The organism is Falseniella ignava CCUG 37419, from assembly GCF_000301055.1.
In the GTDB taxonomy this organism is placed as follows: Bacteria; Bacillota; Bacilli; order Lactobacillales; family Aerococcaceae; genus Falseniella; species Falseniella ignava.
On record NZ_JH932300.1, the window covers coordinates 518,486 to 542,300 of the forward strand.

27 protein-coding genes and 1 riboswitch are annotated in these 23,815 nt (G+C 39.8%); of the genes, 26 read left to right on the forward strand and 1 reads right to left on the reverse strand.

Annotation, left to right across the window (positions count from 1 at the left end; all coding sequences use genetic code 11):
* The first annotated feature begins 6 nt into the window (after nucleotides 1–6).
* The 17 genes from ftsY to frr all read left to right on the forward strand — a co-directional run bounded on the left by ftsY (nucleotide 7) and on the right by frr (nucleotide 15,485).
* On the forward strand, nucleotides 7–1,032 hold the full coding sequence (gene ftsY / locus HMPREF9707_RS02565) for a signal recognition particle-docking protein FtsY (protein ID WP_006701157.1): 1,026 nt from the start codon (nucleotides 7–9) through the stop codon (nucleotides 1,030–1,032).
* A gap of 21 nt (nucleotides 1,033–1,053) precedes the next feature.
* Entirely contained in the window at nucleotides 1,054–1,377 is a 324-nt protein-coding gene (gene ylxM / locus HMPREF9707_RS02570; protein WP_006701158.1) for a YlxM family DNA-binding protein, read from the forward strand.
* A 15-nt stretch (nucleotides 1,378–1,392) separates the two neighbouring features.
* A complete protein-coding gene (gene ffh / locus HMPREF9707_RS02575) occupies nucleotides 1,393–2,883 on the forward strand; it encodes a signal recognition particle protein (protein ID WP_006701159.1) in 1,491 nt (496 codons plus the stop codon).
* 88 nt (nucleotides 2,884–2,971) lie between these two features.
* Nucleotides 2,972–3,244 (forward strand): 30S ribosomal protein S16, encoded by a 273-nt coding sequence (gene rpsP, locus HMPREF9707_RS02580; RefSeq protein ID WP_006701160.1) that lies wholly within the window; start codon nucleotides 2,972–2,974, stop codon nucleotides 3,242–3,244.
* 25 nt (nucleotides 3,245–3,269) lie between these two features.
* Entirely contained in the window at nucleotides 3,270–3,536 is a 267-nt protein-coding gene (locus tag HMPREF9707_RS02585; RefSeq protein ID WP_006701161.1) for a KH domain-containing protein, read from the forward strand.
* Between the two features lie 57 nt (nucleotides 3,537–3,593).
* The gene (gene rimM / locus HMPREF9707_RS02590; protein WP_006701162.1) at nucleotides 3,594–4,118 is read left to right on the forward strand and encodes a ribosome maturation factor RimM; all 525 of its coding nucleotides are present in this window, start codon (nucleotides 3,594–3,596) and stop codon (nucleotides 4,116–4,118) included.
* Nucleotides 4,108–4,827: a tRNA (guanosine(37)-N1)-methyltransferase TrmD gene (gene trmD, locus HMPREF9707_RS02595; protein WP_006701163.1), complete on the forward strand. Its 720-nt coding sequence runs from the start codon at nucleotides 4,108–4,110 to the stop codon at nucleotides 4,825–4,827. Before rimM ends, trmD begins: the two co-directional genes overlap by 11 nt.
* Before the next feature lie 130 nt (nucleotides 4,828–4,957).
* Entirely contained in the window at nucleotides 4,958–5,308 is a 351-nt protein-coding gene (gene rplS, locus HMPREF9707_RS02600; protein WP_006701164.1) for a 50S ribosomal protein L19, read from the forward strand.
* A gap of 132 nt (nucleotides 5,309–5,440) precedes the next feature.
* Nucleotides 5,441–5,887 carry a hypothetical protein gene (locus HMPREF9707_RS02605; protein WP_006701165.1) on the forward strand — a complete coding sequence of 149 codons (447 nt, stop codon included), beginning with the start codon at nucleotides 5,441–5,443 and terminating at the stop codon, nucleotides 5,885–5,887.
* Between the two features lie 20 nt (nucleotides 5,888–5,907).
* On the forward strand, nucleotides 5,908–6,864 hold the full coding sequence (locus tag HMPREF9707_RS02610) for a YitT family protein (RefSeq protein WP_006701166.1): 957 nt from the start codon (nucleotides 5,908–5,910) through the stop codon (nucleotides 6,862–6,864).
* A gap of 149 nt (nucleotides 6,865–7,013) precedes the next feature.
* Nucleotides 7,014–9,605, forward strand: a complete 2,592-nt coding sequence (gene clpB, locus HMPREF9707_RS02615; protein ID WP_006701167.1) for an ATP-dependent chaperone ClpB — start codon at nucleotides 7,014–7,016, stop codon at nucleotides 9,603–9,605.
* 108 nt (nucleotides 9,606–9,713) lie between these two features.
* On the forward strand, nucleotides 9,714–10,943 hold the full coding sequence (locus HMPREF9707_RS02620; protein ID WP_006701168.1) for an AI-2E family transporter: 1,230 nt from the start codon (nucleotides 9,714–9,716) through the stop codon (nucleotides 10,941–10,943).
* Nucleotides 10,944–11,058: 115 nt separating this feature from the next.
* The gene (locus HMPREF9707_RS02625; RefSeq protein ID WP_006701141.1) at nucleotides 11,059–11,991 is read left to right on the forward strand and encodes an IS481 family transposase; all 933 of its coding nucleotides are present in this window, start codon (nucleotides 11,059–11,061) and stop codon (nucleotides 11,989–11,991) included.
* A gap of 324 nt (nucleotides 11,992–12,315) precedes the next feature.
* Nucleotides 12,316–13,104, forward strand: coding sequence for a 30S ribosomal protein S2 (gene rpsB, locus HMPREF9707_RS02630; RefSeq protein WP_006701169.1), 789 nt, complete (start codon nucleotides 12,316–12,318; stop codon nucleotides 13,102–13,104).
* A 111-nt stretch (nucleotides 13,105–13,215) separates the two neighbouring features.
* Nucleotides 13,216–14,097 (forward strand): translation elongation factor Ts, encoded by an 882-nt coding sequence (tsf, locus tag HMPREF9707_RS02635; RefSeq protein WP_006701170.1) that lies wholly within the window; start codon nucleotides 13,216–13,218, stop codon nucleotides 14,095–14,097.
* A 61-nt stretch (nucleotides 14,098–14,158) separates the two neighbouring features.
* Entirely contained in the window at nucleotides 14,159–14,887 is a 729-nt protein-coding gene (gene pyrH, locus HMPREF9707_RS02640; protein ID WP_006701171.1) for a UMP kinase, read from the forward strand.
* A gap of 37 nt (nucleotides 14,888–14,924) precedes the next feature.
* Entirely contained in the window at nucleotides 14,925–15,485 is a 561-nt protein-coding gene (gene frr / locus HMPREF9707_RS02645; RefSeq protein ID WP_006701172.1) for a ribosome recycling factor, read from the forward strand.
* A gap of 62 nt (nucleotides 15,486–15,547) precedes the next feature.
* On the opposite strand, the gene HMPREF9707_RS02650 is transcribed toward frr, so the two are convergent.
* Nucleotides 15,548–16,105: a hypothetical protein gene (locus HMPREF9707_RS02650; RefSeq protein ID WP_006701173.1), complete on the reverse strand. Its 558-nt coding sequence runs from the start codon at nucleotides 16,103–16,105 to the stop codon at nucleotides 15,548–15,550.
* 310 nt (nucleotides 16,106–16,415) lie between these two features.
* A riboswitch (THF riboswitch) is annotated at nucleotides 16,416–16,510 on the forward strand.
* A 75-nt stretch (nucleotides 16,511–16,585) separates the two neighbouring features.
* Between HMPREF9707_RS02650 and folP the strand changes: the two genes are divergently transcribed.
* The 9 genes from folP (at nucleotide 16,586) to rseP (ending at nucleotide 23,770) form a co-directional block, all read left to right on the forward strand.
* Complete coding sequence (gene folP / locus HMPREF9707_RS02655; RefSeq protein ID WP_006701174.1) at nucleotides 16,586–17,575, forward strand: dihydropteroate synthase; 990 nt, start codon at nucleotides 16,586–16,588, stop codon at nucleotides 17,573–17,575.
* 9 nt (nucleotides 17,576–17,584) lie between these two features.
* Nucleotides 17,585–17,935: a dihydroneopterin aldolase gene (gene folB / locus HMPREF9707_RS02660; protein ID WP_006701175.1), complete on the forward strand. Its 351-nt coding sequence runs from the start codon at nucleotides 17,585–17,587 to the stop codon at nucleotides 17,933–17,935.
* A gap of 3 nt (nucleotides 17,936–17,938) precedes the next feature.
* A complete protein-coding gene (gene folK, locus HMPREF9707_RS09310; protein WP_006701176.1) occupies nucleotides 17,939–18,424 on the forward strand; it encodes a 2-amino-4-hydroxy-6-hydroxymethyldihydropteridine diphosphokinase in 486 nt (161 codons plus the stop codon).
* Nucleotides 18,425–19,006, forward strand: a complete 582-nt coding sequence (gene folE, locus HMPREF9707_RS09315) for a GTP cyclohydrolase I FolE (protein WP_006701177.1) — start codon at nucleotides 18,425–18,427, stop codon at nucleotides 19,004–19,006.
* Nucleotides 19,006–20,283 carry a bifunctional folylpolyglutamate synthase/dihydrofolate synthase gene (locus HMPREF9707_RS02675; RefSeq protein ID WP_006701178.1) on the forward strand — a complete coding sequence of 426 codons (1,278 nt, stop codon included), beginning with the start codon at nucleotides 19,006–19,008 and terminating at the stop codon, nucleotides 20,281–20,283. The genes folE and HMPREF9707_RS02675 overlap by 1 nt, the downstream gene beginning before the upstream one ends.
* Entirely contained in the window at nucleotides 20,273–20,809 is a 537-nt protein-coding gene (locus tag HMPREF9707_RS02680; RefSeq protein WP_040442845.1) for an NUDIX hydrolase, read from the forward strand. Before HMPREF9707_RS02675 ends, HMPREF9707_RS02680 begins: the two co-directional genes overlap by 11 nt.
* Before the next feature lie 127 nt (nucleotides 20,810–20,936).
* Nucleotides 20,937–21,674 carry an isoprenyl transferase gene (locus HMPREF9707_RS02685; protein WP_040442847.1) on the forward strand — a complete coding sequence of 246 codons (738 nt, stop codon included), beginning with the start codon at nucleotides 20,937–20,939 and terminating at the stop codon, nucleotides 21,672–21,674.
* A gap of 21 nt (nucleotides 21,675–21,695) precedes the next feature.
* Nucleotides 21,696–22,490 carry a phosphatidate cytidylyltransferase gene (locus HMPREF9707_RS02690; RefSeq protein ID WP_006701181.1) on the forward strand — a complete coding sequence of 265 codons (795 nt, stop codon included), beginning with the start codon at nucleotides 21,696–21,698 and terminating at the stop codon, nucleotides 22,488–22,490.
* 5 nt (nucleotides 22,491–22,495) lie between these two features.
* Complete coding sequence (gene rseP, locus HMPREF9707_RS02695; protein WP_232217655.1) at nucleotides 22,496–23,770, forward strand: RIP metalloprotease RseP; 1,275 nt, start codon at nucleotides 22,496–22,498, stop codon at nucleotides 23,768–23,770.
* Nucleotides 23,771–23,815: the final 45 nt, after the last annotated feature.

Genomic DNA, 23,815 nt, shown 5'->3' on the forward strand with positions numbered 1-23,815 from the left:
GAGCTTATGTCATTATTCGATCGAATTCGTCGTGCATTTACCGGTGAAGATAAAGTTGTTCGCGAACAAGCTGAAACAAAAGAGCAACAAATCGTTTTTGATACGTATGATAAAGGACTTGAAGCAACCCGTAAAAATTTTACACAACGTTTAACGGAATTATTTACTAGTTTTGACGGGGTTGACGATGAGTTTTATGATCAGTTAGAAGAAGCCTTTATTAGTGCGGATGTTGGTTTTAATATGACAATTGCTTTAACGGATGCAATCCGAGATCGAATTGAATCACAACAATTATCAAGTCTTGAAGATGTGAAGCAAGCGATTGTCAGTGAAATGGTACGCATCTATGAGAAAGATGATACGCAAACGGTCTTATTAAATGAGAACCCCGATGGTCCGACAGTGATTCTTTTTGTCGGCGTAAATGGAGTGGGCAAGACAACTTCGGTAGGAAAGATTGGCTATCAATTACAACAACAAGGCCACAAAGTGTTGATGGCTGCTGGTGACACTTTCCGTGCAGGAGCAGTCGAGCAGCTCAATGTTTGGGGAGAACGTTTAAATATTCCAGTAATTCAAGGGGTTGCGCAAGCTGATCCGGCTTCCGTCGTCTATGAAGCGGTGCAAGCAGCAAAAGAAGGACAATATGATTATCTCTTAGTTGATACTGCTGGAAGACTTCAAACAAAGGCGAATTTGATGGAAGAGTTAGCAAAGATGAAGCGAATTATTGAACGCGAAAATCCAAATGGCGTTCAAGAAGTCTTATTAGTTCTAGATGCGACAACCGGTCAAAATGCATTGACCCAAGCCAAACAATTCAATGAAGCAACCGAGATTACTGGACTGGTTCTAACGAAATTAGACGGAACCGCTAAAGGAGGAGTCATTTTATCAATTCGTTATGAATTAGATATTCCAGTGAAATATGTCGGATTGGGAGAACAAGCAAAAGACCTACAAGTCTTCGATCCAGAACAATATATGTATAGCTTAATTAGTGATGTCTTAATGACATTATCAGATTAACCTTTCAGTGAGGAGTAGGCAATGTTTCTAGAAAATATGGTCTTAATGGGGCAATTATTTCCCATTTATAAGCAGTTACTTACAGACAGGCAGCGAGATGTGATGGCCATGTATTATGAAGAAGACTTCTCTTTAGCTGAAATTGCTGAACAACTCAATATTACACGCCAAGGAGTGCGCGATAATTTAAAGCGAGCTGAAAATGCATTGCTTCATTATGAAGAGACTTTAAAAGTTAATCAAAAACGCTTAAGCCGACTCGATTATTACCGAGAATTATTACCCTACGTTGCAGACTCCGATGGGCGTGAATTGATTCAACAATTAATACAACAAGAAGAATAATTTAGGAGGAAATCCATGGCATTTGAAGGATTATCAGAACGACTCCAAGGCGCAGTCAGTTCGCTAGGAGCCGGTGGAAAGATTACGGAAGCTGACTTAAAACAGATGATGCGTGAAATCCGTCTTGCTTTACTGGAAGCAGACGTAAACTTCCAAGTCGTCAAGACCTTTGTGAAGCGAGTCAATGAACGCGCGTTAGGATCGGATGTTTTAGAGTCCCTTTCTCCGGCACAACAAGTCGTTAAAATCGTTAACGAAGAATTAACGGATTTAATGGGCGGTGAGCAAGCGCCCTTAAATATCTCGAAGCAACCACCAACCGTTATTATGATGGCAGGGCTTCAAGGGGCAGGTAAGACTACAACGGTTGGGAAGTTAACGAATTATTTATCTAAGCATCACCAACTTAACCGGCCGCTCTTAGTAGCTGCAGACGTCTATCGTCCGGCAGCGATTGACCAACTTCAGACGATTGGTCAACAGATTGGTGCGGAAGTCTTTGCACAAGGGACGGATGTCAATCCGGTTCAACTCGCAACAGATGCACTAGCTCATGCTAAATTACAAGGAAACGATGTAGTTATTATTGACACGGCAGGACGACTGCATGTCAATGAAGAGTTGATGAATGAATTACGTAATATCAAATCCGCTGTTCATCCTGATGAAATCTTACTAACGGTTGATGCGATGACCGGACAAGATGCGACGAATGTGGCTGAAGCATTTAATGATGCCTTAGATATTACAGGGGTTATTATAACAAAGCTCGATGGGGACACGCGTGGAGGAGCTGCGTTATCGATTCGAGCGATTACAGAGAAGCCAATTAAGTTTACCGGTCAAGGTGAGCAACTGGATGCCTTAGAACCGTTCCACCCGGATCGAATGGCTGGGCGTATTCTTGGAATGGGAGATATGCTCACCCTGATTGAGAAAGCCCAACAAGACTTTGATGAAGCCGAAGCCGAACGTATGGCAGAAAAAATTAAAGATGCCAGCTTTGACTTCAATGACTTTATCCAACAAATGGATCAAGTGACCAAGATGGGACCCCTTAAAGATCTGATGAAATTAATCCCGGGTGTTAATAAAATTCCAGGATTTGATCAATTTGATGTTTCAGATAAAGATATGGCCCGTCTTAAAGGAATCGTGATGTCGATGACGCCGGAAGAACGAGAAAATCCGGATATTATTTCTCAAAGTCGTCGCCGTCGGATCGCGCGTGGATCTGGTCGTGAATTGAATGAAGTGAATCAACTTATTAAACAATTCAATCAAACACGAAAAATGATGAGCCAAATGTCCCAAGGTAAGAATGGTTCCATGCGTAAAATGATGAAACAAATGAAAAATCTTCCGAAAGGACAAGGAATGCCGGATATGGGAGATTTATCAAACTTGATGGGCGGTGCAGGTGAACCCCTATCACCAGAAGCTTTAGAAGCTCAACGTAAACAAAAAATGATCCAACGTAAACTTCGAAAAATGAAACGAAAATAAAATTTACCCTGTAAAGTAAAAAGACTTTACAGGGGTAAAATAATCTGTTATATTATTCCTTGTGATATTGATTTGAGGAGGTGACGACATGGCAGTAAAAATTCGTATGAAACGTTTAGGTTCTAAAAGAAACCCATTCTACCGTATTGTAGTGGCAGACTCACGTTCACCACGTGATGGTCGAATTATCGAGCAAATTGGTTTTTATAACCCAGTTTCTGAACCAAAAGAATTGAAAATCGACGAAGAATTAGCATTGAAATGGTTAGGTAATGGTGCGCAACCATCCGATACTGTTCGTAATTTATTCTCTAAAGAAGGAATTATGCAAAAATTCCACGATTCTAAAACAAAAAAATAATCTGACTCATAAAGGGTGATAAAACATGTTAGATATTAAAGCCTTAATTCAAACGATGATTGAACCATTGATTGAGTTTCCAGAGGATTTTGAAATTAAAGTAGTTGAAGGTGAAGAATTTACCGAGTATCATTTACACTTAAATCCAGAAGATATTGGACGTGTTATTGGACGTCGCGGACGAGTAATTCGTTCGATTCGTACGATTGTCTATAGCATTCGTCAACGCGGGCAAAAACGTTCCAAAATCGTCGTTCAAGATGATGCAACCGACCAACTAGAAGATGAATAATATTACGACTGCCGAGGCTTTTGTTTTGGCAGTTTTTTGATGAAAAAGGAGCTGGAAATGACATATTATAAAATTGGACGCCTAGTGAATACCTTTGGTATTCGAGGAGAAGTTAAAGTCATCGTTGACAGTGATTTTCCAGAGGAGCGCTTAGCTCAAGGCGCAACACTTTATATTTTAAAAGATGATCAACCGATTGCTGTCACGGTTCAGTCAGCCCGGCAACATAAAGGCAGTTATATCGTTGCTTTTGAAGAATACCAAGATATTAATCAAGTCGAGTGCTATAAGGGGAGTTGGTTAGCGATCGAAGCCTCTCAACAGCAGGCCCTTGAAGAGGATCACTACTATTATCACCAAATTGAAGGCTTGAAAGTCTATACAGTCGGTGGTGAACATTTAGGTCAAATTAAAGAGATTCTTGCCTTAGGATCGAATGATGTCTGGGTAGTTAAACCGGCTCAAGCTGGCCGGCGTGATATTCTCTTACCTTATATCGGAGATGTAGTGAAAGAAGTTGACTTAACCAATCAGCGGGTAACAGTAGAATTGATGGAAGGACTTATTGACGATGCGAATTGATGTTCTCACACTTTTTCCAGAGATGTTTGCACCGTTAGAGCATTCAATGATGAAACTTGCACGTGAACGTGAGATTTTAGGTTTTCATTTACATAATTTTAGAGAGTATGCAGTCAATAAGCACGGTCATGTGGATGATTATCCTTATGGCGGCGGGGCAGGAATGTTACTCCGGGTAGAACCGATTGTGCAGGCACTCGAACAGATTGAAAATTACTCACATGCTCGTGTGATCCTGACGGATCCAGCGGGAGAGCCTTTTAATCAAGCCAAGGCTCAAGCATGGTCAAAAGAAGACCACTTAATCTTTATTTGCGGGCACTATGAAGGATTTGATCACCGCATTCGAGATTATATTACCGATGAAGTGTCTATGGGAGATTATGTGTTAACCAATGGGGAAATACCCACTATGGCAATGATTGATGCCACGGTCCGATTGATTCCAGAAGCCATTGGCAATCATCAGTCCATTCAAGAGGAATCCCATCAATCTTCTTTATTAGAGTATCCGCAGTACACTCGTCCAGCTAATTTTAGAGGCAAAGAAGTGCCAGAAGTCTTATTAAGTGGACACCACCAGCGGATTGAAGCATGGCGCCGTCAAGAAGCCTTACGTCGAACCTATTTGAATCGACCTGATTTACTCGAAACGGCCAAATTAACGGAAGAAGAGAAAAAATGGCTAGAAAGTCTATCTGCTCACTAATTTACCCTTTACATTAAAAGATAATTCTGTATAATAAACTAAGTAGTCTAAAGGACTATGCTATCACGATAATCCGCTAAATTATTACTGAATTAATTTATGATTGTTTGTCGGAAGGAGAAGAAAATATATGAGTATCAATCCAATTATTGCTAAAATCTCAGAAGGACAATTACGTTCTGATATTCCAGAATTCCGTCCTGGAGATAACGTGCGTGTTCACGCATTAATCGTTGAAGGTGAGCGCGAGCGTGTGCAAATCTTCGAAGGTTTAGTCATTAAACGTCGTGGACACGGTATTAGCGAAACTTACACTGTTCGTAAGATTTCTAACGGTGTAGGTGTTGAACGTACTTTCCCAGTACATACACCACGCGTTGCAAAGATTGAAGTAACACGCCGTGGTAAAGTACGTCGTGCTAAGTTATACTACATTCGTAACTTATCAGGTCGTTCTGCACGTATTGCTGAGCGTCGTTAATCAAATCAATCAACATCCCAGGAAACTGGGATGTTTTTTGTTGTTGGATTCTCATCTGTTTGTTATGAAATGGATACACTTGCTTTGAATTTAATGGTATACTGAAATCACTATTATTATTGGAGGCTGAATATGTCTATAATTCATGAGCATTTCGAAGAAAAATTAAATGAGCTTGATATTCCTTTTAATTCGATGGAAATTGAGGAAGGACATCGACTATATCGGGTGACCTATCGACTGACAAAAGAACGTGTATTAGTTGCGGAAATTATTATTCAAGAAGCTGACATGCCATACGTTGATAGTCAAATTATCTTCCGCCATGTCCATTTACTCACAGAACGGAGTAAGGAAGCGACCGCACTCACCACAATTAATCAATTAAATGAAATGAAAACAGGTTATTATGCACTACATTTAGCAGGTGATGGGGAAATCTTCTTGCGTACGTTGATGCGAGTGGGAGAAGATATTGAACCATTATACCAAACTTTAGTCATGGGATCGCAAATTGCGAAAGGATTGCAAAAAGATTTAATCGCGAACCTGGGCGAATCAGGTTCAATTACAAATTAGAGTAGAGGATTAAAAGACAAATGTTAGGAAGAATTACGAATAAGTATCCATTTGTGGAAAATATTGTCGCATTACTGGTCGTGTTGTTTTCTTCAATCGTTTATTCAATTGCTATGAATAAATTTCTATTACCAGGGCATATTTATTCCGGAGGATTAATGGGGTTTGCCCAAATTTTAAGTTATTTTATTAATCATTACACGCCTTGGGCGAATATGATTTTACCTGGTCAATTGAACTTTATACTGAACATTCCAATTATTACCTTAGCGTTTATAAAATTAGGTAAACGATTCACCTTTTTAACGCTTTGTGTGGTGTTCGGGATTTCATTTTTCTCATCCATTATTCCAGTGACGCAAGTTTCTGAAAATCCATTACTTAATGGGATTATGGGGGGCGTTCTCGGAGGTATTGCAGTGGGGACGGCCGTTCGTTTTGGTCTTTCAGCTGGGGGAACGGATATTATTTCAGTGGTAGTATTCCGCGCTACTGGGGTCAACGTCGGATCGGTAAACTTATTAATTAACTTAATTATTATCTCATTTGCCGGAAATATTTATAGTTGGGAATATGCACTTTATACCTTAATTTCCATGTATGCTTCAGCACGCTGTATTAACTTCATTCATACCAATGAGAAGCGCTTAACGGTCTTTATTGTGACCGATCATGTGGACGCCGTACTCGACAGCATCTTTGCCCGACTTCGCCGTGGGGTGACCATTCTTGATGGGCGCGGAGGCTATAGTCGAGAACCTAATAGCACCTTAATGATTGTAGTTAACCAGTATGAGTTATATGATTTACAGATGGCGATTGCGCAAGGAGATCCAGAAGCATTTGTTAATATCATTCAATCTACTCGAGTCATCGGTAACTTCTTGAATAAACAACAACAAGATAAGCATCGCTTTGAACTCAAATATTACCAACAACTTGAAGCGGAGCGCAAACTTAAGCGACATCATCATTAATCATTACAAACTGCAGGACGCGTCCTGCAGTTTTTTTAACCATAAAAACAAAGGTCAAATAAAGTCAAAATATTATTGACCAATCTTGACCTTTTTGGTATACTAAGGTCAGTCGATGAACGACAGAAAAAAATAAGGTGGTGAACAGGATGGAACAATATACGACACTGGTGCAACAAACAATAGCGGATGCGCAACAAATTGCCCAGACACGTCATCATCAAGCGATTGATATTGCGCATGTGTGGCGCGTATTCATGCAAAGTGATCATTATGCATATCAACTCTACCAAGATTTACAAGTTCCGATGGATGGATTAAAACAAGTCGTCGAGCAAGAGCTAGATAAAATAGCCGTAGTCACCGGCAGCAATATTCAATACGGACAGACTATTTCACAAAATTTAAATCGATTATTACAAGATGCAAACCAAATTGCAACGGAAAAAGGAGATACCTATCTCTCGATAGACGTCCTGTTATTGGCTTTGTATCGTCAACCAAATCAACCGATTACGAAATATTTAGTAGAACATGGTATTACGGAAGAGATTTTAAATGAAAAAATTGAAACATTGAGAGGAGGGGAGTCTGTGAACTCACCAAACCAAGAAGCAACTTACGATGCTTTAAAACAATATGCAATTAACTTAAATGAAGCGATGAAATCGAACAAGAGTGATCCGATTATCGGACGAGACGAAGAGATTCGAGATGTGATTCGAATTCTCTCAAGAAAAACTAAAAATAATCCAATCTTAATCGGGGATCCGGGGGTTGGTAAGACCGCGATTATCGAAGGCTTAGCTCAACGGATTATTCGAAACGATGTGCCAGAGAATTTAAAAGGCAAAGTCATCTATAGCTTGGATATGGGGGCTTTGATTGCGGGCGCCAAATATCGTGGCGAATTTGAAGAGCGTTTGAAAGCTGTCTTAAAAGAAGTGAAAAATGCGGATGGTGAAATCATTCTCTTTATTGATGAGATTCATACCATTGTTGGAGCTGGTAAGACAGAAGGTTCGATGGACGCAGGGAACTTACTTAAACCAATGCTCGCTCGTGGAGAATTGCATTGTATTGGGGCCACAACCATTGAAGAATATCGCCAAAACTTTGAAAAAGACAAAGCTTTGGAACGTCGTTTCCAACGCGTGATGGTGAAAGAACCGAATGTTGAAGATACGATCTCTATCTTGAGAGGATTGAAAGAACGCTTTGAAATCCACCATGGTGTGAATATTCATGACAATGCGTTGGTTGGTGCAGCGGTTCTATCAGATCGCTATATTACCGATCGTTTCTTACCTGATAAAGCGATTGACTTAGTGGATGAGGCGTGTGCAACCATCCGAATGGAATTAAACTCTGTGCCTACGGAAATTGACCAAGTCAATCGTCGTTTAATGACGTTAGAAATTGAAGAAGCCGCTTTGAAGAAAGAATCGGATAAAGCAAGTATGAAACGTCTGGAAGACCTCAAAGAAGAGATTGCAAACTTACGAGAAGAAGCAAGTCAACTCAAAGCGCGCTGGGAAGTTGAGAAAGCTGCAACCAATCAAGTCCGTGATAAACGGGAAGAACTTGATGAAGCACGTCGTGAATTAGAAAATGCACAAGCTCAATATGATTTAGAACGGGCAGCGCAATTGCAACATGGTGTAATTCCAGGTCTAGAGAAAGAGTTAGCGGATTTAGAAGAACATCAAGCTGAAGAATATGTTGATTCACGTTTAACGCAAGAATCGGTTACCGAAGAAGAGATTGCAAAAGTCGTCGGACGGATTACAGGGATTCCTGTCAATAAAATTGTTGAAGGCGAACGAGCTAAATTACTAACACTCGATGAAACTTTAAAAGAACGAGTAATCGGACAAGTTGAAGCGGTGAATAAAGTCTATGAAGCCGTCTTAAGATCGAGAGCAGGCATCCAAGATCCACGGAAACCGATAGGTTCCTTCCTCTTCTTAGGACCTACGGGGGTTGGTAAGACGGAATTAGCAAAAGCATTGGCTGAAGCACTCTTTAATTCAGAAGACCATATGATTCGAATTGATATGAGTGAGTATATGGAAAAACATACCGTATCTCGCTTAGTGGGTGCACCTCCAGGCTATGTAGGGCATGAAGAAGGTGGCCAATTAACCGAAGCAGTACGTCGTAGCCCATATACGATTGTACTTCTCGATGAGATTGAAAAAGCTCACCCGGATGTCTTTAATATTTTATTACAAGTACTGGATGATGGTCGATTAACCGATTCGAAAGGGCATTTAGTTGACTTTAAAAATACGGTCATCATTATGACAAGTAACATCGGTAGTCATTTGCTCTTAGATGGATTGAATGAAGATGGAACCATCGAAGAAAGTGCACAAAATGCTGTTCAAGCTGAACTTAAAGCACACTTTAAACCTGAATTCTTAAACCGTATCGATGATACCGTGCTATTCAAACCATTAACGAGAGAAGACATGACGGGCATTGTCCATAAGATGATCAACCAATTGACTTTACGTCTTGAAGGCCAAGATATTCATCTTCAAATGGAACCTTCTGCGATTGATTGGATTGCTGATAATGGTTATGATCCAATCTATGGAGCACGTCCACTTGAACGCTTTATAACGCGTGAATTGGAGACACCGCTTGCGAAACGCATTATTGCTGGGGAGGTTCCTCCACATGCGACCGTGGATGTCGAGCTCGGTGAACATCAATTAGATTTTAAATTAGTCTAAGATTATGACTCAGACTGGTAGTTTTTCTACCAGTCTTTTGTTATTTAGATTGAAATTTGTGGTTTTTTCAGTTAATTTATACATACTAGAATAGAAAGGAGGAATCAGATGTCATTCTTTCGTGAACCAGATAAGACAGAAAAATCCATTATTAAAATTATTTTATTCAGTGGATTGCTGTTTCTTTTAATTCGTTATTTTGGAAATGTCTTAGAGACATTTAATCATTTCATTGCTGTTCTAATGCCAATTATTATTGGCGCCGCAATGGCCTATATTTTAAATATTCCGATGACTAAGATTGAGGAGTATTATTTTCCGGATCGTGAAGATACTTGGGTAAAACGAACACGGCGACCTGTCAGTATTGCAACGGCGATCATTGTTATTTTACTCTTTATCTTTTTAGTGTTTTACTTAGTTATTCCCCAATTAATTGGCGTCATTTCAATGATTGTCAATACTTTACCGAATTTTGTCATGAGTATTCGTGACTGGGGAATGTCGCTTGAAGAACGTTTCCCGCAATTACAAGAAGTATTGGGACAATTAAACTTCAATTGGAATAGTATTACACAAAATGCAATCAGTTTCCTGAACTCTATCACCAGTAATGTCATTGATGGGACTATTTCAACGATCGGGAATACGGTAGGTTTTATCTTCAATTTCTTCTTATCCTTTGTTTTAAGTATTTTTATGCTTTCAAATAAAGAGAAGTTACAATACCAATTCGTATTATTATCAGAGACATACTTGCCGTCACGTTTACATAATCAAATTATGTATGTCGCACGTATTTTAAATGAATCATTCAAAGGGTTCTTTGTTGGAACACTTACTTCCGCAACAATTGAAGGGATTATGGTTGCTTTAGGATTATTCCTACTTCGCTTCCCATACCCAGCAATGCTAGGGGTACTGACCGGAGTTACAGCACTCATCCCATATATCGGAGCATTTCTTGCGACTGGAATTGGATTTATGTTAATTTTTGTCCAATCACCGATTCAAGCGTTAGGATATGTAGTCTTTATGATTATGGTTAACCAGATTGAAGGTAATTTACTTTATCCACGTGTCGTGGGAGATTCAATTGGCCTTCCTGCACTATGGGTTATTATTGCTGTGACGATTGGTGGGGGATTATTCGGAATTCCTGGTATGATTCTTTTTGTACCATTGTTCTCGGCCTTATCTGCGATTATCCACCGAGATATAGCCTATCGTCGTGATCGTGGCGCTTCAATTTCGCCTGAACAAGAATTATCCGAAGTCATGAAGAACAATTCGGAACTTTACCGTGAGAAAGAAGCAAAAAGCGAGAAAAATAATTAACAAACACCTTGATATGTTAGGAGATAATACATTTGTGACATAAAACAAACAAAAAAAGAGCCCCCTTTGGTATGATAGATGTGCAATCAAAAATCATCCAAGGAGGATCTCTCATATGTCTATTATAACAGAAGGAATGAAACATCGCGAACGAATTGTTAAGCATGCTATAAAAGTGAATAATAATGCTCTTACAGCGAGAAAGTATCACACATCCCGTCAATATGTTCAAAGATGGCGGAAGCGATACGATGGGACGATTGAATCCCTTCGAAAGAAGTCAACTCGCCCTAAATCTCATCCTAATCAGCACACACAGACTGAATTAGAGTTAATCAAGTATAACTATCGATACCATAGGCATCGAGGATTAGCCCACGTCTATCGTAAATGTAGGGATAAGGGCTATACTAGAAGCTATGATTCTATGTGTCGTCAAATACGGAAAATGAACTTAAAACCTCCTTCTAAAAAGAAAAAAAGGCGAATCAAGAAAAAAGATAAACCCAACTATTCTTATCCAGGAGAATTAGTTCAAATCGATGTGAAGTACGTTCCTATTCATTCTATAGGTTTTGCCAGTAACCATAAACGATACTATCAAATCACAGCTATAGATGCTTATTCAAGAACTAGAGTTCTTGATTTGATGAATGAAAATAGCACTTATACAACATCTGAATTTCTTATAGATTTAGAGAAAAGAATGGGCTTTAAGATAGACAAAGTTCAGACAGATAATGGGAAAGAATTTACAAACGACTCTTATGAAACAGATAAGAAGTCGAGGTTTCAAACGGTTTTAGAATTTCTTGGGATTAGCTATAAAACAACAGCACCCTACAGTCCTTGGCAAAACGGCTTGGTAGAAAGAAGTCACAGAGAAGATGAAGAAAGATTTTATTCAAGACGTCGTTTTTCAAGTGAGGAAGAACTTCGGAAAGCTTTGGCTAGATACAACACGAGTTACAACAATACTTATCGTAAAGTGCTGAATTTTAAAAGTCCAGATGAAGTCGTTAATGACTATTTTGCTAAAGTAGCGTAGCTATTATCTATTTCTTTCAAGTTTAGTAAGGCACCGCTACGCTCTAAAGGCCTTGACTAAATTTTTCAAAAATAGTTTTACTGATTAGCTTCTTTAGCACAATCTATTTATCAAAGGCTGTGTCATAAATGTTTGACTTCTCTACAAAAATAATTAACAAACACCTTGATAAGGCTTGTAATCCATGTCTGTTTAAGGTATGATTATTAACGGTGTTAAAACACCAAATTCACACGAATAAGGATGATTTACTGGGTACTCTCACGAGTCAGTGAATGAGACGAATTATTCGGAGGAAAATAAAAACCAAAAAGGAGAAATATTATGGCAGTCATTTCAATGAAACAATTGCTAGAAGCCGGTGTTCATTTCGGACACCAAACACGTCGTTGGGATCCAAAAATGAAACCTTACATCTTTACAGAGCGTAATGGTATTTACATTATCGATTTACAACAAACTGTGAAATTAGTTGACAAAGCGTACAACTTTGTACGTGACGAAGTCTCAAATGGTGGGATTGTATTATTCGTAGGAACGAAAAAACAAGCAGCTCAATCAATTGAAGAGCAAGCGAAACGTGCAGGACAATATTACATCAACCATCGTTGGTTAGGTGGATTGTTAACAAACTGGGAAACCATCCAACAGAGTATTAAACGTCTAAAACGCATTGAAGAAATGGAACAAGACGGAACTTTCGATGTATTACCTAAGAAAGAAGTTCAAGAATTACGTAAAGAATTAGACCGCTTAGAGCAAAACTTAGGCGGAATTAAAGATATGCCTCGCTTACCAGACGTGATCTACATTGTAGACCCACGCAAAGAGCAAATTGCAGTGAAAGAAGCACGTAAATTAAATATTCCACTTGTCGGAATGGTTGACACAAACTGTGACCCTGAAGAAGTGGATTATGTAATTCCATCTAACGATGATGCAATTCGTGCAATTAAATTAATTACAACAGCAATTGCTGATGCAGTAATTGAAGGTAACCAAGGTGTAAGCCACGAAGAAGGTAGCGAAGAGACTTCAGATAAAGATTTCTTTGATAACTTATTCGAATCAGAAGAAACAACTGAAGAGTCAACTGAGGAATCAGCAGAATAATTTATAAGTAACGAAGATACTGTCTTAATTCAGGACGCATGCACAGGTAGAGGTACCTAGCCCTGTGTTAAGACAGTTTTTATTAAGAACAAATTCATAGGAGGAACTCAAATGGCAAAAATTACAGCGCAATTAGTTAAAGAGTTACGTGATTTAACTGGTGTAGGTATGATGGATGCGAAGAAAGCACTCGTTGAAGTAGAAGGCGACATCGAGAAAGCAATCGACCACCTACGTGAAAAAGGTCTAGCAAAGGCTGCTAAGAAAGCAGACCGTATTGCAGCTGAAGGTTTATCTGCGATGGCAATTGATGGTAACCATGCTGCAATCGTTGAAATCAACTCAGAAACAGACTTCGTTTCTAAGAACGAAAAATTCGTTAAATTAGTTGATGATATTGCACAAGCTTTAGTTAAAGCGCAACCTGCTGATTTAGATGCTGCTTTAGCGGTTGAAATCGATGGTAAGAGCATTGCAGATTTAATTACGGATGCGACAAATACAATTGGTGAGAAAATCTCATTCCGTCGTTTCGATTTATTAACGAAAGAAGACGGCGATTCATTCGGTGCATACAGCCATAACAATGGTCAAATTTCTGTTATTACTTTAATTAAAGGCTTAGCAGACGAAGATGTAGCACGTGACGTATCAATGCACGTTGCAGCGATGAAACCTCGTTACACTTCACCAGATGAAGTTCCAGCTGATGTTGTAGAACATGAGAAGAAAATCCAAACTGAAATTGCCCTAAATGAAGGTAAACCAGCAAACATCGTTGAAAAAATGATCGACGGACGTATGCATAAATTCTTAGGCGAAATCAGCTTAACTGAGCAACCATTCGTTAAAGATAACGATGTAACGGTTGGTAAGTATGTTGGAGATAAAGGTGGAACCATCGAAACATTCATCCGCTATACAGTTGGAGAGGGCATGGAAAAACGCCAAGACAACTTCGCTGAAGAAGTCGCTCAACAAATGAAACAATAATTAATCGATCCAGTCCCAGTTCGCTGGGACTTTTTTCAAAGACAAGAAAGGATGTAATGAGATGAGTGAAACACCGAAGTATCATCGGGTTGTACTGAAGTTAAGTGGCGAAGCCATGGCAGGTGAACAAGGATTTGGGATTCATCCACCAACCTTAAAACTAATGGCTGAAGAGTTTAAATCTGTTCACGATTTAGGCGTTGAGATTGCCGTCGTTGTGGGTGGAGGTAATATTTGGCGTGGAAAAATCGGTGAAGAAATGGGCATGGAACGTTCACAAGCTGATTACATGGGAATGTTAGCTACGGTAATGAATGCCCTAGCCTTACAAGATGTGTTGGAAAATGAAGGAGTTCCGACCCGCGTCCAGACTTCAATCGAAATGCGTGAAGTTGCCGAACTCTATATTCGTCGTCGTGCGATCCGTCACCTAGAAAAAGGGCGTGTTGTTATCTTTGCTGGAGGAACGGGGAATCCATTCTTTACGACAGATACAACAGCTGCGCTTCGTGCAGCTGAAATGAATGCGGATGTCATCTTAATGGCAAAAAATAATGTAGACGGTGTCTACGATTCAGATCCACGCTTTAACGAACAAGCTCAAAAATATGAGAACTTAACACATCTAGATGTGATTAATAAAGGCTTGAAAGTGATGGATGCTACAGCTAGCTCATTAAGTATGGATAATGACATCCCATTGGTTGTTTTCAATCTTAACGAACCTGGTAATATTCGTCGCGCGGTGATGGGCGAAAACATTGGAACTACAGTCAGCCGTAATATATAATTAACTTATTAAGATACAACTTATTCAGGAGGAAATTATGAACTCAAGTGAATTATTAAAAACAACACGTGAGCGTATGAGTAAATCAATTGAATCATTCAAACGTGAACTTGGAACGATTCGTGCTGGACGCGCTAATGCGTCAATTTTAGACCGAGTGCAAGTCCAATATTATGGAGCGCCTACGCCATTGAACCAATTAGCAAGTATCGCAAGCCCAGAAGCGCGCATGCTCTTGATTACACCTTACGACAAATCAAGTCTTGGCGAAATCGAAAAAGCGATTCTTCAAAGTGATGTCGGTATCACCCCTTCAAACGACGGGAATGTGATTCGTCTGATTATTCCTGCGTTAACCAAAGAGCGCCGTCAAGAATTATCCAAAGTTGTTGGTAAAGAACAAGAAAATGCGAAAATCGCAGTTCGTAACATTCGTCGTGATAGTATCGATGAAGCGAAAAAAGCTGAAAAGAACAAAGAATTAACCGAAGACGAATTACGTAACTACGAAGAAGAAATTCAAAAAATTACTGACCAATCAACCAAAGAAATCGATAAATTGGCTGAAGAAAAAATAGACGAAATTATGAACGATTAATCTTTTATCATACAAACAGCACGCTGATGGTTCAGCGTGCTGTCTTTTATTTTGTAAGAATTTTATTCCGTCGGAACGTCAATTCGTTTGAAAGTAATTTGAGACTCGGTGTCTTCTAAGTCGCCGTCTTCGTTGAGTTGAAGTAAGAGCGAAGCATGATTCTTGTTAAGTTTAATCTTAAATTTTTCATTGGATTTTGAAATAAAGTAGTCGGGTTCCGCTTCTATGCGGGTGAGATAGTCGGTTTCAAAAGTAAATTTTTTCGCAGACTCATCATCATATGGAAGGCATTCGATTGTGACTTCAGGTGAATCTTGTTGATCCGTTGGATCAACTAAAGAAGATAAATGTGGATTAACAATCAAGTTGTAAATCGCTTCTAGTAATAAGTGATAGGGATCCTTCGATTCAACCGCACCAAATGGGTTATATTCGTTAGAATATAATATGACAGCATCTTCAGTAATTTCTAGATATTGTAACTGTGAATCTTTATCAACTTGATAAGTGCCAATGAAATCAGCGTAATTGATTTCTTTCGCCTTAACAGAATCAATATGCCAACTCAAAGTAACAAAACTTATCAGCAGTAAACAAAACTTTATCCATCGCTTTTTCATCTACTTCATTCCTTTCTAAAAAATCTAACCAACATATAAAGCTATCAATATATAGCTTGATAATATCATAACACATAAAAAAACGGTTTCAATAATAAAATTTAAATTATCTTTCAGTACATCAAGAATAAAACGATCATGATGAGTAATCAATGATATAACGCGTTGAAATTATTTTCACAAACTATGATAGTGCTACCATAATTTTGATGATGTTATGAAAAAGCTTATGTGACAGACAAATAACCTTGATTTAACTAGCCTTTATGATTGTAATATGGTGACAAAACGTCTACAATGAAGAAGTAAGAACAGAGTAAATGGTCTACGTTAAGTGCCACTGGATGGGATGTTGCCAGTGGACGAAGTGCTTTGTGCGCGCGGTCGGCCATTGCCTCCGCTGTTATCGGTTGCGGGGGCACCTTAGTATAACTAAGGTGCTCTTTTTCTGATGAATTCATAAGAATTTGAGGGATATAGATGAAAATAAAAGATAAAGTTCAAGACTTTTACTTTAAAGATTCGGTGATTCGTCATGGCGATTCTACGATGATTTGTGGTATCGTCAATGTCACACCGGATTCTTTCTCCGATGGTGGCCAATGGTTTGGCGTAGAGAAGGCAGTTAACCGCGCTATGGAATTAATCGAAGCTGGTTGTCAGATGATTGATATTGGCGGGGAGTCGACTCGGCCAGGGTCAACCTATGTCGAAATCGAAGAAGAAATTAATCGCGTCGTTCCTGTGATTCGCCAATTACGTGAACAATCCGATGTGATTATTTCAATAGATACTTGGAAAGCACCCGTAGCTAAAGCTGCGATTGAAGCCGGGGCGGATATCATTAATGATATTACCGGACTACTTGGAGACCCCAACATGGCGCAAGTGATTGCTTCTTCAAATGTCGGGTGTGTTGCGATGTTTAATCCGGTGATTGTTAGACCCGATCATCCGTCCGCGAAGATTTTTCCGCAGTTTGGTGCTGAAGGGATTTTTTCGGCCAAGGAGTTAGAAGACTTTGCGACATTAGATGACTTAGCTTTAATGGAAATTTATTTCGATAAAACGTTAGAAATCGCCCAAAATTCGGGACTCTCATCGGACCGTCTGATGTTAGATCCAGGCATTGGTTTTGGCTTAACCAAACGAGAAAACTATCATCTGGTTAAAGAAGTCGGACAAATTCACCGTTGGGGCTATCCTTGCTTCTTAGGTGTTTCACGCAAACGATTTATTCAAAATACGTTAGCTGAAGCGGGCTATAATGTCGATACTGAAACGGAAGAAGGATTTAAACTGCGTGATGAAGCTTCTGCCTCCTTAACGGCGATTGCTGCTTATATGGGGGTCGAAGTCGTTCGGGTGCATGTCGCGCAAGAGCACGTTATTGCTAGTCTAATTGGGTCGAATATTCGCTTAGCCGATCAATTAGAGGATCAAAATTTTGGAGCTTATCAGAAAAAGTAAGGAGAGATTATGTTTAAAATAAAATTAAATAATATGCTATTTCACTCGCATATTGGGGTGTTTCCAGAAGAGAAAGTGTTGGGACAACGGATTGCGATTGATTTAACTGTAACGATTAAAAATGAAATTCAACAAGACCAATTAGATGAGACGGTCTCTTATGCGCATTTCTATGATATCATTGCGGCATATATTGATGAGAGTCGAGCTGATCTAATTGAGACGCTGGCATTTGATATTGTGAAGCTAATCAAACAAGCTAGCCCAGATAAAATTGAGAAAGTAAAAGTTAATGTTCGTAAACTTCAACTGCCGATTGAAGGAATTTTGGACAGTGCCGAGATTGAATTGGAGGCGTAAGCAATGCATCAAGTATATTTAAGTTTAGGTTCGAATATGGGTGATCGGCAAGGGAACTTGCAAAAAGCTCAAACATTACTCGAACAACACCCACAAATTAACGTCATCAAAGTATCTGGCGATTATCAAACTTCACCGGTGGGAGGCGTAATACAAGATGACTTTATTAATCAAGCGATGCATATTGAGACGTCACTCGATCCGTATGAATTGCTCGAGTATATCCATCAAGTTGAATCTCAATTACATCGTAAACGCCTAATTCATTGGGGGCCTCGTACGATCGATATCGATATTTTATTCTTCGATAAAGTATTGATGCCCGATCCAAAATTAACGATTCCCCATGCAGAAGTGTTTAACCGTTTATTTGTATTAGTACCGTTAGTAGAAATTATCGATGCGGACTTTTACCAATTTGAAAAAGTCCAAAAAGCCATCGAACACTTAGAATCAAATACAGATCAAAGCATAGAAAGAGTGAAGTAAATGACAGAAATGAATTTAACGAAAATTGAGGAGTTAGTGCGTGAGATTTTGATTGAGATTGGAGAAGATCCAGGTCGTGAAGGGTTAGTTGAAACACCAAAACGAGTAGCCAAAGCTCTAGACTTTATTACGGGTTCCACTCGTTTAAGTGAATTTACTGAAGGGAAAATGTTCCCTACAGAATTTTGTGAAGATAATGAAATGGTCTCAGTCAATAATATTCCATTTTACTCAATGTGTGAGCACCATATGTTACCTTTCTTTGGTACCGTATCAGTAGCTTATTTACCGGCTGAGGGACAAATTATTGGCTTATCCAAAATCCCACGTCTAGTGGATTACGTCTCACGAAAATTGAACGTTCAAGAAAATATTACCCGTGATGTCGGTCAAATTTTAATGGATATTACCAAAGCGCGTGGTGTAGCAGTGATCGTAGATGCACGCCATATGTGTGTTGAGATGCGCGGAGTTCAAAAAGTGAATTCAACGACTCGAACGACTTTCTATGCTGGTGAATTCAAGAATAATGCGCAATTACGTAATGAATTCTTACAATCAATTCCGAGGGTGGGTCAATAATGTCTGATTTATCTGAACAGATTCCTGCCATGCTTTATGGTCAAGGGGACCGCTTAGCACCCCTTCGCCAAGTGATTCAAGCTTTAGGCAATCCTGACCAAAAAGTTAAGATCGTCCATTTAGCTGGAACGAATGGGAAAGGGTCTACATCGACGATGATTGCCCAACTTCTAAGAAGTCACGGAATGCGGGTCGGGTTATTTACAAGTCCGCATTTATATAGCGAACGTGAGTCGGTTCAAGTAGATGGACAACTTATTGATGCATCAACATTTCAAGCCTTGCTCAATAAAATTTCGCAAGTTGAATCTGCATTGAATCTTCCGGACGAGCAGCGATTATCCCAGTTTGAATTAACCTTTGTCGTGGCGCTGTGTTACTTTGCGCAAGAAGCGTGTGATTGGGTTGTGCTAGAATGTGGCTTAGGCGGCGAATTGGACGCCACCAATGCGATTGGGCGAAGTGAGTATAGCATCTTCACAAAGATTGGGCTTGATCATGTGAACTTACTAGGGGACACCATTGAAGAGATTGCTCAGACCAAAGCCGGCATTATGCGTCCGAATCAAACAGTCATTATTGCGCCTAACCAACAGCCAGAGGTTGTTAAGGCGTTGATTGAGCGAGCCGACGAATTCGATAATTCGTGGATTTATTTAGCAAAGCCTTTAACAAAATTGCAAGAGGGATCGACTTATCAAGTCGCACTACCCGACGTGAAACCTTTTACGATGCAGTTAGGCTTGCGGGGAAATTTCCAAGCAGAGAATCTAACAACAGCAATGTTGTTTTATAAAGCTTGGTTAACAGCGCAAGGTCATGCATTGGATCCGGATCATTTAAAAACAGTATTAAAAGATATTTCATTACCAGGGCGTTATGAACGTGTAAGCTCTGAGCCGACGATCATTTTGGATGCATGCCATAATTTGGATGCTGTTGCTGCAACGCTTGAAACATTGCAACGTGAATTTAAGGGGCAACGCCTACACGTTATCTGTGGTTTTCTCAAGGATAAAGATGTAACAGCGATGGTGCATTTGTTGCATCAGCTTGATGCAGATTTTATCTTGACGCAACCGGATTTCCCAGAGCGAACATTACCAGTTGATGAATTAGCAAAAATATTTAAAGCAGAAGGCATTGAAGCGCCAACCTTTACGGATCCACGAGAAGCCGTAACTGATGCGTTAGACCGACAACACGATCCGATTATTATATTGGGGTCATTCCACCTTATTAAATGCGTCAGAGGGATGTGGCGTGATGAATATTAAAGAAGCTGCGAAAGTAGCAATCGAACAAGTAAAAGAACAAGATTATCCTTGGGTGGATCAAGCACAATTAATGGCGATGGCGGAGCAAATTGAACAACTTTCCGCTGAATCATTGATTGACCGTTCAACGAAGCTACACTTTACTGCGTCAGCTTTTGTTTGTCAACATGGTCGTGCATTCTTTATTGAACATCCTTATTTGCACCGATTGTTATTACCCGCAGGTCATGTCGAAGTGGGCGAGACCTTTGAGGAGGCCGCTCGTCGTGAGTTTCATGAGGAGACAGGTTATCGCTTGAATCCATCCATTTCAGGTCAGTTGATTGATATTAATCAACATTCAATTCCCGCTAATCCTGCAAAAGCCGAAGGTGTCCATCACCATATTGATTTTCGCTTTTTATTTAGTTGGAATGGTGAAACTTCAAAGGATTCAGCAGAATTGGTTGTCCATCGCTTAACGGTAGAACAGGCGCCGGAAGAATTCCGTCCTTATTACCGATTCGATCAATATGACGCGAAATAAGTTATTTATAAATGATTATCCCTTCGTTTTTGAAGGGTTTTTTTATTGCGAATCGAGAAATGAATCGAATGAATTCGTTTAATGTTTCTCACATAGCGAATAGTTTGCTATAATTAGATAGAATTCGATAAAACAAACGAAAAACATTCAGAAAGATGATATTATGAATCCAAATAAGGTCCCTCAGCATGTCGCGATGATTATGGATGGCAATGGTCGCTGGGCAAAAAAACGGTGGATGCCACGTAACTTTGGTCATCGTGAAGGTGCTAAAAATATTCGTACGATAGCGGCTATAGCAAGTCGGAAGGGCATCAAGGTTCTAACGCTTTATGCTTTTTCAACGGAAAACTGGAATCGACCTGAGGCAGAAGTTAACTATTTAATGGAATTGCCTTTTGAGTTTTTTGAAAAATTTGTTCCTGAAGCGATTGAAAATAACATTCAAATTCAAGCAATCGGTGCTCTCGAGCAGCTGCCGGATAAGACCCAATCAGCCATCGAAGAGGCACGTCAGCGGACAGCGCATTGTGATGGCATGATTTTGAATTTTGCGATTAACTATGGGGCACGTTATGATATTGTCCATGCGGTCAACCAATATATAGAGGAAGGTGCTACGCAGCCACTAACTGAAGAGCGATTGAGTCGAAATTTAGCGACTGAAAAGTTAGGGGAATTACAATGTCCTGATTTAATTATTCGAACGAGTGGTGAATTACGTCTAAGTAACTTTTTGCTATGGGAAGCAGCATATAGTGAATTTTATTTTACCGACGTTTATTGGCCTGATTTTAAAGAGAAAGAATTTGAACTAGCTTTAGCAAGTTACGCTGAACGCCATCGCCGTTATGGGAAGCTTTAGTCTAGAAGAGGAGGGTCTCATATGAAAGTGCGCGTGATTAGCGCCATTGCGGCGCTATGCGTGTTTGTTCCTTTCATACTATTGGGGGGAACGTACTTTATGTTATTTATTTGGTTATTAGGCTTAATTGGCATGCAAGAATTTTGTTCGATGATGAAGCTGAATTACCAAAGTTATATCGGATTTATCTCTTCGCTTGGTTTGACAGCCGTTTTAATTCCGCACTATTATTGGCCAGGTTGGGTTACGAACGGGATGACACAGAATGTTCTTTATATCTCAATGGTTGCTTTAATGACAATTACGGTGTTTGATCCGGAGCGATTTAATATCGAAAAAGCAGCTGTTCTTGTCTTAGCGATGTTTTATCTCGGCCTTGGCTTTCAGACGTTAATTAGAATGCGAGATGCGGGATTATCTTCGTTAATGTTTTTATTCGCGATTGTCTGGGCGACGGATATTGGAGCTTATTGTGTTGGACGAGCAATTGGTAAACAAGCGTTAGCGCCAAAGATTAGTCCAAATAAGACGATTGAAGGAGCATTTGGAGGGACCATTATTGCATTAATTGTAGGGATTATCTATCTCTATACGGTTCAGCCACCCATCGCAATTAATCAGACCAACTGGTTCTTAATTGTTGCAGTCTCATTTATTGGACAATTTGGTGACTTAGTAGAGTCTGCGATGAAGCGTCATTTCCAAGTGAAAGATTCGGGACGATTGATTCCCGGTCATGGAGGTATTTTAGACCGGTTTGATAGTACATTATTTGCGAGTATTATCTTAATGTTATGGGTAAATTTTACAAGATAGGTTAGGTGTCGGATTTGAAAACAATCATTGTATTTTTAGTTATTTTTTCGATTATCGTGATTATTCACGAATTAGGTCACTTCTTAATGGCACGAAAGCGTGGGATTCAAGCGCGTGAGTTTGCGATTGGAATGGGCCCGAAACTTTTCTCAACGCAAGATGATCAAGGAACGACTTATACATTGCGAATGTTGCCGCTTGGGGGGTATGTCCGTCTAGCTGGACTCTATGAAGAGGAAGAAATTCAGCCAGGAATGGAAGTGAGTCTGAGCTTAGATGAAGCAGGGATTGTCCAAGCGATTGATCTACGTCAACATGTGTCGGACGAAAGTTTACCGATTCGGGTGAATGATTTTGATTTAGTTCATCAAATGACGATTGAAGGGCTCCCGGTGGGGCAAGAGGAAATGCAAGTTTATTCAGTTTCCCCAGATTGTCGGATTATTCAGCCCGACGGTACGAGCTTACGGGTAGCGCCATATGAACAACGCTATGAGGCGGCTTCGGTAACCAGCAAAATTTTAACCAATGTGATGGGTCCTGTGAATAATTTTTTATTATCGATTGTTTGCTTTACGTTATTTGCCTTTTTGGTTGGGGGAATTCCAAGTAATGAGAATACGGTTGGAGACGTTGTTGCAGGTTCGCCTGCTGAAGCGGCCGGCTTAGTTGCTGGAGACCGGATTGTATCAATCAATGACCAATCGGTGAATAATTGGCAAGAACTAATTAGTCAAATTCAACAATTACCGGGTGAGACAGTGCCGATCAGCTATGAACGAGACGGTGCAAACCATGAAGAAATGATTACAATTAACAAAGTGATCGATGAAGCAACCGAACAATCCTACGGTCAAATTGGTATCCATGTATCACGCAAGACTGGCTTTTTAGATAAACTAGCCTACGGGTTTAGTGAGACATGGCAAGTTGCTACCGGCGTGTTGGCGATGATTGGCGGCATGTTTGTCCGAGGATTTAACTTAAATAATCTTGGGGGTCCGGTCGCGATTGCTCAAATGACCGGTCAAGTCGTTCAATCAGGCTTCAGTACGATGGTATGGTTCTTAGCGATGCTATCAGCCAATATTGGGGCAGTCAACTTATTCCCAATTCCAGCGTTAGATGGCGGTAAGATTGTCTTAAACTTAATTGAACTCGTTCGAGGCAAGCCACTTTCTCAATCGAAAGAAGGTATGATCACCTTGATTGGTGCGGTCATTATGATGATTTTAATGATTGCCGTTACTTGGAATGATATTATGAGAGCATTTTTCTAGTCAAACATTATCAGGCATCTCGCTGAAACGAAATGCCTGTTTTCA